Genomic DNA, 13,524 nt, shown 5'->3' with positions numbered 1-13,524 from the left:
CTCGGGCGACGCCCTTATTGCCTCTTTTTCAGGCACGGCGCCACGGCGCCCGACGTCAGTCACTATAGCGGGCGCGGTATCGGCGCGGCGGCCCGAGGCCGCACCACGGCGTCGTTGCCAGGTGTCCGGGACCGGTGGCCGGGCCGTCGTCGCCCAGCAGGCCGACCCGGTCAGGGGGAGACGACGATGCCCACCGGCGTGGTGCAGCCGGTGGGCATCCTCGATGATTCGAACGGTCAGGCGGGAGCGCGTTACTGGGAGGAACGCCCGGCGTCGACGCCCACGGCGTCCTTCTCCGCCTCCAGGGGCGCCCCCTTGGTCTCCTTGGCCAGGGTGACGCCGATGAAGGAGATGACGCACAGGCCCATGATGTAGAGGCCGATCGAACCGGACCATCCGGTGCCCCTCAGGAGGGCCTCGGCGATCAGCGGGGCGAACGCGCCACCGAGGATCGCGCCGAGGGCGTAGCCGATGCCGATGCCTGAGTAGCGGACGTTGGCTGGGAACATCTCGGCATACATCGCGGACATGGGGCCGTAGGACAGCCCGAGTCCGATGGTGAGGACGAAGATGGCGATCCCGTAGGCCCAGATGCTGCGGGTGTCGATGAGCATGAACATCGGGATCATCCAGACGAAGATGAGTGCGTAGCCGATCTGGAAGGTCCGCACGCGGCCGATGCGGTCGGACAGGATGCCGCCGTAGAGCGTGAAGATGAGCCAGCCGAAGGACGCCAGGAGTGTCGCGAGGAGCACGGGGGCGGCCGGCATGCCGAGGGTCCGCTGGGCGTAGGAGGAGAGGAACGCGATGACCAGGTAGCCGGCGGCGTTGTTGCCGATGAAGATGAGCGCGGCGAGGACGACCTGCTTCTTGTTCGTCTTCAGGAGGTTGCGCAGGGGAGTGGCGGTGTCGCGCTTGCGCTCGATCATGCGCTTGAACACGGGGCTCTCGGCCACGGCGGCGCGGATGAAGTAGCCGACGACGATCAGCACCACGGAGAGCAGGAACGGGATGCGCCAGCCCCAGGCCAGGAAGTCCTCCGGGGACATGGAACTGCGCAGCAGGAACAGCACGAGGGTGGCCAGGATCATGCCGACCGGGACGCCGATCTGCGGGTAGGCGCCCCAGAAGCCACGCTTGTTCACCGGGGCGTGCTCGACGGCCATGAGTGCGGCGCCGCCCCACTCGCCACCGGCGGAGAAGCCCTGGAGGATGCGCAGGAGCATGAGCAGGATGGGTGCCCAGACGCCGATCTGCGCGTAGGTGGGCAGCAGGCCGATCAGCGCGGTGGCGGAGCCCATCATCACGAGCGTGAAGACGAGCATGGCCTTCCGGCCGATCTTGTCGCCGAGCCGCCCGGCGATGACCGCGCCGAGGGGCCGGAAGAAGAAGCTGATGCCGATCGTGGCCCACGCGACGAGCTGGGCGAGGCCCGGACTCTCGCCCTCGAGCGGCCCGAAGTACAGCGTGGCGAAGACGATGCCCGCGGCCTGGGCGAAGATGAAGAAGTCGTACCACTCGATCGTGGTGCCGACCATCGTTCCCGCGAGGACCTTGCGGTCCGCGGCGCTCATGCCGTTCCGGGACCGGGCGTCCGGACGCTCTGAGGCTAGTGCCATGAAAAACTCCCTTGTTTTTGCAGTGCGAGGTTCGTGACGTGCACGGCCACGGGCGGGGACGCCGCAGTCCCCACCGCCGAGCACAAAATCGTATACGAATGCTAGGCCGCGCGTACGTGGACGGTCAAGGGTTCCGGCGCGTCCATCAGGGGCTTTTGGTCGTAGTGTTCACGCGTCGGCTCGGATGTCCGTTGGATAACCCGCGGCGATCCTCAGTAGTGTTTGGGCATGGCCACCTTCCTCAGAAACAGCCGCGCCGCAGCACTTCCCGCGAAGCTCTCACGATCCTGGTTGCTGGCCTCCGCTGCTACCGAGGACACGTTCATCCCCGCCCTCACCTCCGAGGCCGATTCCGTGGTGTTCGACATGGAGGACGCCGTCCCCGCGGCGGGCAAGGCCGAGGCGCGCGAGCGCGTGGTCGAGGCCCTGTCCACCGGCATGACGGCATGGGTGCGGGTCAACGGCATCGAGACCGAGTACTGGGCCGACGACCTCGCCGCCCTGTCCAAGGCGCCCGGACTGCGCGGCGTCATGCTCGCCATGACGGAGAAGCCCGAGCAGGTGACGCACACCGCCATGCGCCTGCAGGCGGGCACGCCGGTGCTCGCACTGATCGAATCGGCACTGGGCATCGAGAACGCGACGGCGATCGCCAGCGCACCGGGCACGTTCCGGCTCGCCTTCGGCGTCGGCGACTTCCGACGCGACACCGGAGCTTCCGACGACCCGATGGCGCTGGCTTACGCGCGCTCGAAGCTCGTCGTGGCGTCGCGCGTGGGACAGCTCCCCGGGCCGATCGACGGCCCCACCGTCGGCGCCCTGGGGGACGAGCTGCTGGAGGCCTGCAAGGTCACGGCGTCCATGGGCATGACCGGCAAGCTGTGCCTGCTGACCGACGCCACCGACACCATCAACCGGGGCCTGTCGCCGAGCGAGTCCGAGATCAACTGGGCCGCCGAGCTCCTGCGTGAGCACGCCGCCGGGGCCGTGGTGGGTGACGGCTCGTATCTGCCGCGCCTGGCGCGCGCCCAGAAGATCTCCTCGCTCGCCGATTCCTACGGGCTCTGGAACGCGTAGTCCCCGGCGGGACGACTAGTACGCGAGGGCCCGCTGCTCGGAGCCGCTGATGCTCGAGGTGCCGCCGCAGTTGGTGCAGACCTGCAGGCGGGTCTTCTTCAGGGTGATGAGCGGGATGAAGAAGACCGACAGCTTGGTCCTCCGCTGGATCACCTGTTGCGGGGCGTGCTGGCCGCAGTAGCGGCAGTTGGCTGAGCGGGTGAACTGCAGGTGCTCACGCGTGGTGAGGCCGAAGAGGAAGAACATCCTCCCACCGTAGCCAGTCCGGAGCGGGCCGGGGCTGCGGCGGTGCCATCCCGCAGGGCTTGCGTTCCGCCGCCGGGGGTGCCGTACCAGGACCTGTCCCGTGGCGGGAGTCCGGCATCGTGCCGCAGGCTGCGGCCACGGACGGCGCCCTGCTCCTCCCACGGGATGAGACGGGCCCGCGCATGTCAGTCCGCGGCCCGACGCACCGGCCGGGCCGTCGCCGGAAGCATGGAGGCATGACAACCACCCCGCCCGATCCCCTGCTGCCACGCGACCATGCCACCGTGCCCGTGGTCCTCAGCGCGCGCGGTCTGACGAAGACCTACGACGCCACCCACGCCCTCGCCGATCTGAGCCTCGACCTCCGCGCCGGCGAGTCCGTCGCCGTCATGGGGCCCTCGGGCGGGGGCAAGACCACGCTCCTGCACTGCCTCGCGGGCATCATCACGCCCGACGCCGGTCAGGTCGTCCTGCACACCGGCCGTGGCACCACCGATATCGCGCGTCTCTCCGACGGCGAACGCTCCGCGTTGCGCCGCTCGACCTTCGGCTTCGTCTTCCAGCAGGGCCTGCTCATCCCGGAACTCACGGCCCTCGAGAACGTCGCGGTGGCGCTCATGCTGCTCGGCGTCGACCGCGCCGGCGCAGAGCACTCCGCCGCCCAGTGGCTCGCCGCCCTCGGGCTCGGCGGCATGGAGGACCGCCGCACCGGCCAACTGTCCGGCGGACAGGCGCAGCGCGTGGCCATCGCCCGCGCGCAGGTGACCGGTGCAGCGGTGATCTTCGCCGACGAACCCACCGGCGCCCTCGACTCGGGCACTTCCGCCGAGGTCATGGATCTCCTGCTCCGGTCCACCACCGGCACGGGCAAGACGCTCGTCGTCGTCACGCACGACGACGACGTCGCCCGCCGGTGCGCGCGCACCGTGAGGCTGCGTGACGGCCGGATCGTGAGCGACTCGCTCCACGCCGGGGCAGCAGCATGAGCGCCGCTCCGGTGATCCCCGCGCCGTCGGCGGTCGCGACGCCGTCGCGCGTGTCGCTGCGTGTACCGCTGCGGCTCGCCTGGATGCTCGCGCGTCCCACCGCGACCGGCCTCTCGGCGGTGGCGCTCCCGATCACGGCCTTCGCCCTCGTGACGGCCCTGCTGCTCACGGTCGTCGCCGGCGGTCTCTCCTTCCTCCGCTGGCAGGACGAGACGGGACAGCTCTACCTGGCGCTCGCCGCAATCGCGACGGCGCTCCTGGTGGTGCCCCTCATCACCCTCGGCGGGTCCGCTGCCCGGCTGTCGGCGCGACGCCGGGACGAGAGGCTCGCGACGCTCCGCCTCCTCGGCGCCCCGGCCTCGACGGTCGCCGTGATGACCGTCGCGGAATCCATGATGCTCGCCGCCGTCGGCGCACTCGTGGGGATCCTCGGTCACCTGCTGCTCATGCCCCTCGTTCAGCTGATCCCGTTCCGCGGCGAACCGCTGGGTGGCTCGGTATGGATGGGTCCGGCGACCGTGGCGCTGGTGGCCACCGGTGTCGTGGTCCTGGCCGCCGTGAGCGCGGCGCTCGGCCTCCGGAAGATCGTCATCTCGCCGCTGGGCGTGAGGACGCGGCAGGAGGCGCCGAAGCTGCACTGGCTGCGCGCCGTCGTCGCGGTGGCCGTCGTCTCCGGGGTGGCGATGGTCATGGGCACCCTAGGTTCTGCCGGGGACTTCGCCGTCGTGGTGGTGGTCCTCGGGGTCGGGTTCGCGGGAGCGCTCGGCGTGCTCAACCTGGCCGGTCCCTGGCTCATCGGTGTCGTCGCCCGGCGTCAGGTGCGCTCGGCAGGGACGCCGGAGCGCCTCCTCGCGGCCCGCCAGGTCCTCGATTCGCCGAAGGATGCGTGGCGGCAGGTCAGTGGCGTGGCCATGACGAGCTTCGTGGCAGTGTTCGGTGGGACGGGAGCCGCGCTCATGAGCGCGGCGGGTCCCCTCGAGGGCAGCGAGCGTTTCCTGGGTGACGACGTCCGGACCGGCGTCCTCATCACCATCGTCGCGTCCTTCCTGATGGTGGCCTGTTCGGTGGGCGTCACCCAGTCGTCACTGCTGCTCGACCGGCGCGACCTCTACGTCAGCCTGGACCGGCTCGGGATGCCCGTCGGCACGGTGAACGCGGCACGGAGCCGGGCCGTGATGGTTCCGCTCCTGGTGGTGTCCGTGGGCAGCGCACTGGCCGCCGTCGTCGTGGTCCTTCCGCTGGCAGGACTCGCCCTGATCTTCGCGCCGCTGTCCGTGGCCGTGATCCTCGGCTGCCTGGCGGGAGGAGTAGGGCTCGTGGTGCTGGGGCTGCGGGCCACGCGCCCGGTGCTGGCGCACATCCTCCGCACCCCTGCCTCGGCGTTGTAACGGTCTTCTCTGACATCATCCGGGAATTTTCCGAATTCCTGCATCCAGCGGGACCCCGCCGTCGGTAGTACCGGATGTCAGCGAAAAGCGTCCCCGAAGGGACGACACGAAGGAGTTGTCATGCGAAGAAGCTTGTACGCCGTCGGAACCGTGCTGGTCGTAGGAGCCGCCGCCGCGGCCGCCCCGGCAACAGCCGCCGGATCGGGATCCACAGCATCGCTGTCCGTGCTGCACGGAGTCCCCGACCTCACGGTGGACGTCTACGTCAACGGAGCGCTCACTCTGGACGATTTCGCGCCGGGGCAGCTCGCCGGCCCGCTCTCCCTGCCCGCCGGCAGCTACCAGCTCGCCGTGACGGCCGCCGATGCGGCCGACGCCAGCGCGCCGGTCATCGGCCCCGTGGACGTCACCCTCGCGGCCGGGGGGAACTACACCGCCACGGCCAACCTCGACGCCACGGGGGCCCCGACGGCCAACTTCTACACCAACGACGTCTCCCCGGTGGAGGCAGGCAAGTCGCGGCTCACCGTGCGGCACGTGGCCGCGGCACCGGCGGTGGACGTCCTCGCGGGCGGTACGGCGATCGTGCCGAACCTCAGCAACCCGGGCGAGGCGTCTCTGGTGACGGACGCGGGTACCGTGTCAGCGGCGGTCGCCGCGGCGGGCACCACCGAGCCCGTCATCGGCCCGGCGGACCTGACCCTCGGCGAAGGGACCTCGACGATCGTCTACGCGTGGGGCAGCCTCGAGGCGGGCAACCTCGCACTGGCCACCCAGGTGATCGACGGTCTCCACTCGGCGCCCGGCTCTGTTCCCGGCGGACGGTCGGGACTGGCGACGGATGACGGCAACGGAGCGGCGCTCGGGCTCGGTGCCGCCGTCCTCGCCCTGCTGGGAGTCGCTGTGGCGGTCTCCCGCAGGCGCACGGCCCGGGTGTGAAAGCCGGCGGGGTGCGCGGACAGTGCCCGGGGTCCGCGCACCCCGCCCCGACCTCCCTTCGACGAGGATGATCCTGTGCACACTCCCCGCGTAGCAGCCGGCCTGGCGGCGCTGTCGATCACCGCCGCAGTCCTCAGCGGCTGCTCGACGACCACCGCCCTGCCTGCACCGCCTGCAGCGCCCATCCTCGCGCCCACCCCGGCGCCCACCCCGGCGCCGGAGGGGATACCGGAACTCCCGGAACTGGAAGCCGCGGCGTCCGATGCGCCGCCTCCGGCTGCGGCCGGGATCGGAGCAGGCGGCGTCCCCGTGAGGCCTGCGAACGACGCGTCCAAGCCCCCGCCTCCCGCACCCGTGTCCCTGGAGATCGAGGACCCCGGCATCACCGTGCGCGTGGTCGACGTGGGGATCGCGGAGAACGACGCCATGGAGATCCCGGACAGTTTCTGGGAGGCAGGGTGGTACCGGTACGGGCCGGCGCCCGGCGAGGACGCCGGCCACGCCGTGATCGCCGCCCACGTGGACAGCCAGACGGAGGTGATGCCCTTCGCCCGGCTCAAGGACACCGACCCGGGCAGCATCGTGACGGTGGGCCTGGCGGACGGATCGTCGGTGCGGTACCGCGTGGACGGCGTGCAGAACGTGCCCAAGGCCACCCTGGACGGGTCGGAGGTCTTCCGGCGCGACGGCCCCCATCAACTCAAGATCATCACCTGCGGCGGCGAATGGCTGCTGGACAAGGGGGACTACGAGGATAATGTTGTCCTCACAGCCTCACCGCTCTGAGTGCACGTTGCCCGTGGTCCGCCTGCTCCGCTCACCCGAGATCCGGACGCTTCGACGTCGGGAGGTCCCGGTGGAGGGCCGCCGGGAGTTCCAGCGCGGTACCGGGCACGGCACCGCGCTGAAGGAGTGGGGCGTGACACCTCCGAGCACCGAGTGGACGAGCCAGCTCGACGCGGAGTTCTCCGCCGGTGACGAGGCCGCACTGGCCGTCGCGTACAGGCGTCTTTCCCCCCTGGTGTTCACCGTGGCCCTGCGATCCATGGACGACAGGGCCGTGGCCGCCGACATCACCCAGGACGTGTTCGTGCGGGCGTGGCGCTTCCGGGACAGCTTCGACCCCCGGTTCGGCACCGTCCCGGCCTGGATCCTCGGCATCAGCAGGAACGTCATCCTGGACAACCTCGCGGCACGGAGCAGGCAGAATCAGGTGGTGGCACGATCCGGAGCGGTCGTGGAACCGGAGGGCCCTCGGGGCCACGCCCGGGAGGTGGACGCCGTGACGGACCGGGTGGTCCTGGACTCCGAGCTCGACCTGCTGGGCGAACCGCAGCGGTCCATCCTCCGGCTCGCCTTCTACGAGGACCTGACACACCAGCAGATCGCGCAGCGGCTCGAGCTGCCGCTGGGTACCGTCAAGAGTCACATCCGAAGGAGCCTTGCACACCTGCGCAGTCGATTGGGGGAATGGAATGCGACACCTTGATCCGGACATCCTCGGGATCGCCGCGCTGGACGAGCCGCTGGACCGGTGGTCCACCGAGCACCTCCTCGAGTGCGGTGCCTGCGGCGAGGAGGTCTCGGAGCTGCAGGGGGTCGTCATGCTCGCACGCTCCGGCGGATACCAGGGCCGCATCGAGGCGCCCGATCCCTCCGTGTGGACCGCGGTCGCCGGGGAACTGGGGTTGTCCGAGAGTACGGCGGTGCGCGATGCCGACGCTCAGGGCGCCGTCGTCATGCCGATCCGCCGGTCGGACGGGGACAGGGCCGATCAGGGCCGGGCTGATCCCGGCCGGACGGGTGGGAGCGCCACGACGGGCCGGAGGGTCCCGGCGTGGTGGCTCGCCGCGGCCGCCGTCGTCGGGATCGCGGCCGGGGGAGGCGCGATGTGGGGGTTCCAGTCCGCGGACGAGGGCAGCGGAAGTGTCCTGGCGCGGGCTGAGCTGACGCCGCTGCCGGACTACCCGGGATCGGGCCGGGCGACGCTCTCGGGATCCGACGACGGAGCGCGCAGTCTCGATGTGGCCCTCACCGGCCCCTCGCCCAGCGGCTACCGGGAAGTGTGGCTGCTCGCACCGGATGCCGGCCGGATGTACAGCCTGGGCCTGATGGACGGCGACGAGGGCACCTTCGCGGTGCCTTCCGGGATCGATCTCGAGCAGTTCCCCGTGGTCGACGTCTCGGACGAGCCTCCGGACGGGGACCCTACCCACTCGGGCGTGAGCATGGTCAGGGGCCAGCTCGACGTCCCCGGCGCATAGCGCCGATCGCCGTCGAGGGCTGAAGCGCCGCCGTCCGCGGACCGGCGGCGCTGCGGGTCACTGGCGGCGGAACCGGTTGACCATCGGGCAGTCGAAGGGGTCGCGGGCGGCGAGGCCCACGCGGTTGAGATAGGACACCACCGCGCCGTACGACGCCGCCACGCCCACCTCGGTGTACGGCACGCGGAGGCGCTCGCAGTGTTCCCTGACGATCACGGCGGCGCGGCGCAGGTGCGGACGCGGCATGTCCGGGAAGAGGTGGTGCTCGATCTGGAAGTTCAGTCCGCCGAAGGCGTTGTTGACGAACGATCCGCCGCGGATGTTGCGTGAGGTGAGTACCTGCTTCTGGAAGAAGTCGAGCTTGCTGTCCCTGGGCACCACGGGCATGCCCTTGTGGTTGGGGGCGAAGCTCGCGCCCATGTACACGCCGAAGACGGCGAGCTGCACGCCGAGGAACGCGAACGCCATGCCGACCGGCAGGAACCAGAACAAGATGCCGAGATACGCACCGAAGCGTGTGCCCAGCAGCGCCAGTTCCACCCAGCGGCCCTTGATGGTGCGGCGGGCGAACAGTGTGCTGATGGAGCGGGCGTGCAGGTTGATGCCCTCCATGGTCAGGAGGGGGAAGAAGAGGTAGCCCTGGCGGCGCGTGATCCACGCGCGGATCCCCGTGGCCTTCGCGGCGTCCTCCTCGAGGAAGGAGATGGTGTCCACCTCGATGTCCGGGTCCTTGCCCTTGGTGTTCGGGTCGTTGTGGTGACGCGTGTGCTTGTCCATCCACCACGCGTAGCTGATCCCGACGACCCCGGCGGCGAGGATACGCCCCGACCAGTCGTTCGCGCCGCGGCTCTCGAAGATCTGGCGGTGCGAGGCCTCGTGCGCGAGGAAGGCGACCTGCGTCAGCACGACGCCGAGCACGGCGGCGATGAGGAGCTGGAACCAGGTGTCCCCGAGCAGGGCGAATCCCGTCCATGCCGCACCCATGGCGAGCACGAGGAGCGCGAAGACCGTGACGTAGAAGCGGCGACGCCGGTTCAGCAGGCCTTCCTTGCGGACCTGCTTCAGCAGCACCGAGTAGGAGGCGACGACGTCGTTGGGCCGGGAGATACGGACGGTGCGCGGGGCGGCGATGCTCATGGGGGTCCCTGGGGTAGCGAATGGCTTCCCAGCCAGGGGTGGGGTGCTAACCCGCAGATACTCGCACTGTACGGCAACCGATCGAGTGGTCCCCGCGCGGGGTGCATGGTTGCATCAGGGCGTTCTGTGCGGTCCGCGATAGTGCCCCGGCCACTCCCCGAGCGGGATCCGTGGGATGTCGCGGATGGTCCCCGCGCTTCCCCACTCGTTCCTGCCGAGCCGTGAGAGCGGCTCGAGGGCGCCGATCGCCGGGAGGTCGCCGTCGAGCACGTCCTCGGACACCACCGCGTGCAGCACCTCGCCGAAGACCAGCGTGCAGTCGCCCATCTCCTGGATCAGGTGGAGCCGGCACTCGAGGGCCACGGGGGATTCGAGGACACGGGGCGGCCGCACCGTGGTGCTCGGCTCCCGCGTCAGGCCGGCGGCGTCGAACTCGCTGACCTCCGGGGGGAACGCGGTGCCGGTGGCGTTGACGGCCTCGAAGAGGCTCTCGGGGGTGAAGCCGACCACGAACTCGCCCGTGGCCTCGATGTTCCGGACCGAGTCCTTGCGGCCCACCGAGGTGAACTGGATGATCGGCGGGTTCACGGAGGCGATCGTGAAGAACGAATGGGGCGCGAGGTTGTCCACGCCGTCCGCGGACGTGGACGAGATCCACGCGATGGGGCGCGGCACGACCACCGAGGTGAGGAAGCGGTAGAACGCTCGGCTGTTCGCCGGATCGGGGACGACGTCCCTACGCATGCCTGCCACCCGGGCCCGGCGTGGTGAGGAGGTCGCGGAGGCCGAGCGGCGCGCGGCCGGTGAGGCGTTCGACGTCCTGCGACACCTCGGCCATCTCGCCGCGGGCGATGGCCGTGTAGGTGCTGACCCACGCATCCACCTGCCAGGGCGGCGCGCCATGATGGGCGCGCGATGCCAGGGCCTCCGAGTGCGTCTGGTCCTCGAACCGCACGGACGCGGGAGTGAGGTCGCTGATTACTGCTGCGGCCTCGGCGAGGGTGAAGGCCTCGGGTCCGGTGAGGTGGTAGGTCTTCCCGGCGTGCTCGTCGGGTGCGCGCAGGACGGCGGCCGCCGACCGCGCGACGTCGGCCTGCGCGACGGCGGAGAGCCGGCCGTCCCCTGCGGGGCCGCGGATGACGCCGTCCTCCGCGAGCGCCGGCACGACATCGAGGTACAGGTTGTCGCGGAGGAACGTCCAGGTGAGTCCTGACCGGCGGATGTGCTCCTCGGTGTACCAGTGGTCCCGGGCGAGGAGGAAGGCCGCCTCGGGGCCTGCGCCGAGGAACGAGGTGTAGACGATGTGCCGGACGCCCGCCCTGGCAGCCGCGTCGACGAACGTGCGGTGGCTCTCGAGGCGGTCCTGCGCCTCGGCGGCGGACACCATGAACAGGACGTCGACGCCGGCGAGGGCATCGAGGGCCGCGGCGGAGTCCTCGTAGGAGGCCTGCCGCACCTCCGACTCCGGCAGGTGCTGTGCCCGGTCCGGGGATCGGACCGGCAGGATGAGCGGCAACCCCTCACCGGCGAGGATCCTGGCGGTACTGCCGCCCACGATGCCGGTGGACCCTGTGACTGCGATGCGGTGCTCCATGCCCGTGTCAGCCACGGGGATGCGCGGTTTATTTCCATCGCGTCGGGAGAACAGGGTTCATCGGGTGTTGGCCCCGGCGTCGCCCCCGGGTTGCCCCGTCGGGCTAGGCTTCCACGAATGGCCGGACGGTTCGTGGCGATCGGAGACTCCTTCACCGAGGGGGTGGGTGACTGGAACGCGCGGTACCCGAACGGGGTGCGCGGGTGGGCGGACCGCGTGGCCAAGCAGCTGGGGCGGCAGGACCCCGCGTGGGAGTACGCGAATCTCGCCATCCGCAGCAAGCGGCTCCACCACATCCGCGACGAGCAGGTGGAACGGGCGCTGGCCCTGAAGCCCACCCTCGTCAGCCTCTACGCGGGCGGCAACGACATCCTGGAGCTCCGCGCGGACATGGGCACCCTCATGCGCGAGTACGAGGCGGTGGTGGCGCGGATCGCCGCCTCCGGTGCGCGTCCGCTTCTCTTCACCGGCTTCGACATCCCACTCAGCCCCGTGTTCGAGCCGATGAAGCGCCGCAACTGGCTGTACAACGACCACGTGCGGCGCATCGCCGGCGTGTACGACGCCGTCCTCGTGGACTACTGGTGCTTCGAGGAGTACTCGGATCCGGGCCTGTGGGACGCCGACCGGCTGCACATGTCACCGGCCGGGCACCGGAACCTCGCGGCCCACGTGCTGCGGATCCTCGGCGTGGACCATTCGCTGGTGCCCCGGCTGCCCGAACGCGAGGGCTATGCCGGGCTCGTGGCGGGCCTCCGCCGGGAGACCACCTGGCTGGGGGAGTGGGTGGTGCCGATGTTCGGGCGGCGCCTGCGGAAGGTCACGCTCGGCGACGACCTGCAGCCCCGCTGGCCCGTGCCCGTCCGCCCCGCCGACGGGCTGAAACGCCTGGCACGTGTGCGGCAGGCAGGGACGGTCTGAGTCCTGCCCGGCCGATAGACTGGGCGGACTATGGAACACATGCGTAAGCTCCGCACCCCGATCGTCTGGCTCCTCGTCGCCGCGATGGTCCTCAGCGTCGGCGCCGGGTTCTTCTCCGTCGTCTTCTGACCGTTCTTCCCCGGTCCTCATGCGGCGATCGAGCGCCGCCGGGCTTTCGGCCATCGCATGTGATGCGCGTGGCCCTACCTGTCCCCGTGATGCTACGCCACCCCCTCCTTCAGTCGGGGCCGCGCGGAACGGACTTCCCCCGACCGGAGATCCTAAGTAGGCTTAGCTTTATCGGCCCTGCCGATAATTCACCCGTGTGTCGTACGGGCTGCATGCAGCCGGTACGACACACCCTCTGTACAGGGAGAACACCTATGACCTCCGACAGCATGACAGGATCGACCGACCAGTACACCTTTCAGAACCCCGTGACGAGGTTCGAGAGCATCACGCCGGCCGCCGAGCACACGGCCGAGCCCGGCCTCGAGGCGGACCTCGACATCAAGGCCGACCGGGGCGAGACCTCGTACCGCGGCACGGGTCGGCTCGTGGGACGCAAGGCCCTCATCACGGGTGCCGATTCCGGTATCGGCGCGGCCGTCGCCATCGCCTTCGCCCGCGAAGGCGCCGACGTCGCCCTGTCCTATCTTCCCGAGGAGGAGGAGGACGCCCAGGTCGTCAAGGGCATCATCGAGGCGGAGGGCCGCACGGCCGTCTGCATCCCGGGCGACCTGAAGGATCCGGCGTACTGCACCTCGCTGGTGCAGCAGGCCGTCGACGGCCTGGGCGGCCTCGACACCCTCGTCAACAATGCCGGCAAGCAGGTGGCCGTCGAGTCGCTCGAGGACCTGAGCGACGAGCAGCTCGATCACACCTACAAGACGAACATCTATTCGTTCTTCCGGGTGACGAAGGAAGCCCTCAAGCACCTCCAGCCCGGATCGGCGATCATCAACTCGACGTCCATCCAGGCGTACGAGCCTTCGCCGACCCTCGTGGACTACGCGAGCACCAAGGCCGCGATCAACAACTTCACGAAGGGTCTCGCGCAGCAGCTCGCGCCGAAGGGCATCCGCGTCAACGCCGTGGCGCCGGGTCCCATCTGGACCCCGCTGCAGCCATCGGGCGGCCAGCCTGCGGAGGCGCTGCCCGAATTCGGCAAGGACACCCCGCTGGGTCGTGCCGGGCAGCCTACCGAGCTGGCTCCGGCGTACGTCTTCCTGGCGTCCTCGGAGTCGAGCTACGTCCTCGGCGAGACACTGAACGTCAACGGCGGTATGCCCTCGCCCTGATCCACCGTCCCGTCGGACCACGGCAGCCCCGGACTCCTGCGAGTCCGGGGCT

General features: G+C 70.3%; 14 protein-coding genes. 9 read left to right on the top strand and 5 right to left on the bottom strand.

Going from position 1 to position 13,524, the window contains the following annotated elements:
• Positions 1-251: 251 nt before the first annotated feature.
• A complete protein-coding gene (locus tag CI785_RS09625) occupies positions 252-1,619 on the bottom strand; it encodes an MFS transporter (RefSeq protein ID WP_105031862.1) in 1,368 nt (455 codons plus the stop codon).
• Positions 1,620-1,847: 228 nt separating this feature from the next.
• Between CI785_RS09625 and CI785_RS09620 the strand changes: the two genes are divergently transcribed.
• Positions 1,848-2,696 carry an HpcH/HpaI aldolase/citrate lyase family protein gene (locus tag CI785_RS09620; protein WP_105031861.1) on the top strand — a complete coding sequence of 283 codons (849 nt, stop codon included), beginning with the start codon at positions 1,848-1,850 and terminating at the stop codon, positions 2,694-2,696.
• 15 nt (positions 2,697-2,711) lie between these two features.
• On the opposite strand, the gene CI785_RS09615 is transcribed toward CI785_RS09620, so the two are convergent.
• Positions 2,712-2,942, bottom strand: a complete 231-nt coding sequence (locus tag CI785_RS09615) for a zinc-ribbon domain-containing protein (protein WP_105031860.1) — start codon at positions 2,940-2,942, stop codon at positions 2,712-2,714.
• A 236-nt stretch (positions 2,943-3,178) separates the two neighbouring features.
• On the opposite strand from CI785_RS09615, the gene CI785_RS09610 reads away from it, so the two are divergent.
• The 6 genes from CI785_RS09610 (at position 3,179) to CI785_RS09585 (ending at position 8,519) form a co-directional block, all read left to right on the top strand.
• A complete protein-coding gene (locus CI785_RS09610; protein WP_205753593.1) occupies positions 3,179-3,928 on the top strand; it encodes an ABC transporter ATP-binding protein in 750 nt (249 codons plus the stop codon).
• Positions 3,925-5,316: an FtsX-like permease family protein gene (locus tag CI785_RS09605; RefSeq protein ID WP_108724248.1), complete on the top strand. Its 1,392-nt coding sequence runs from the start codon at positions 3,925-3,927 to the stop codon at positions 5,314-5,316. The genes CI785_RS09610 and CI785_RS09605 overlap by 4 nt, the downstream gene beginning before the upstream one ends.
• A 120-nt stretch (positions 5,317-5,436) precedes the next feature.
• Positions 5,437-6,255: a DUF4397 domain-containing protein gene (locus tag CI785_RS09600; RefSeq protein ID WP_105031859.1), complete on the top strand. Its 819-nt coding sequence runs from the start codon at positions 5,437-5,439 to the stop codon at positions 6,253-6,255.
• Positions 6,256-6,330: 75 nt separating this feature from the next.
• On the top strand, positions 6,331-7,041 hold the full coding sequence (locus CI785_RS09595; protein WP_240615118.1) for a class F sortase: 711 nt from the start codon (positions 6,331-6,333) through the stop codon (positions 7,039-7,041).
• Between the two features lie 133 nt (positions 7,042-7,174).
• On the top strand, positions 7,175-7,744 hold the full coding sequence (locus CI785_RS09590; RefSeq protein WP_240615117.1) for an RNA polymerase sigma factor: 570 nt from the start codon (positions 7,175-7,177) through the stop codon (positions 7,742-7,744).
• Positions 7,731-8,519, top strand: coding sequence for an anti-sigma factor (locus CI785_RS09585; RefSeq protein WP_105031857.1), 789 nt, complete (start codon positions 7,731-7,733; stop codon positions 8,517-8,519). The genes CI785_RS09590 and CI785_RS09585 overlap by 14 nt, the downstream gene beginning before the upstream one ends.
• Positions 8,520-8,576: 57 nt before the next feature.
• On the opposite strand, the gene CI785_RS09580 is transcribed toward CI785_RS09585, so the two are convergent.
• From CI785_RS09580 to CI785_RS09570, 3 genes are all read right to left on the bottom strand, one after another.
• A complete protein-coding gene (locus tag CI785_RS09580) occupies positions 8,577-9,656 on the bottom strand; it encodes a fatty acid desaturase family protein (protein ID WP_105031856.1) in 1,080 nt (359 codons plus the stop codon).
• 114 nt (positions 9,657-9,770) lie between these two features.
• Positions 9,771-10,400, bottom strand: coding sequence for a flavin reductase family protein (locus CI785_RS09575; protein WP_105031855.1), 630 nt, complete (start codon positions 10,398-10,400; stop codon positions 9,771-9,773).
• Complete coding sequence (locus CI785_RS09570) at positions 10,393-11,265, bottom strand: SDR family oxidoreductase (protein ID WP_338064892.1); 873 nt, start codon at positions 11,263-11,265, stop codon at positions 10,393-10,395. Before CI785_RS09570 ends, CI785_RS09575 begins: the two co-directional genes overlap by 8 nt.
• Positions 11,266-11,367: 102 nt before the next feature.
• On the opposite strand from CI785_RS09570, the gene CI785_RS09565 reads away from it, so the two are divergent.
• Both CI785_RS09565 and CI785_RS09560 read left to right on the top strand, forming a co-directional pair.
• The gene (locus CI785_RS09565; RefSeq protein ID WP_105031853.1) at positions 11,368-12,171 is read left to right on the top strand and encodes an SGNH/GDSL hydrolase family protein; all 804 of its coding nucleotides are present in this window, start codon (positions 11,368-11,370) and stop codon (positions 12,169-12,171) included.
• A gap of 383 nt (positions 12,172-12,554) precedes the next feature.
• The gene (locus CI785_RS09560) at positions 12,555-13,472 is read left to right on the top strand and encodes an SDR family oxidoreductase (protein ID WP_240615116.1); all 918 of its coding nucleotides are present in this window, start codon (positions 12,555-12,557) and stop codon (positions 13,470-13,472) included.
• Positions 13,473-13,524 lie beyond the last annotated feature (52 nt).

It is taken from the genome of Arthrobacter ruber (genome assembly GCF_002954225.1).
Taxonomy (GTDB): Bacteria; Actinomycetota; Actinomycetes; order Actinomycetales; family Micrococcaceae; genus Arthrobacter_D; species Arthrobacter_D ruber.
This window is presented reverse-complemented; position numbering and strand designations above follow the sequence as displayed.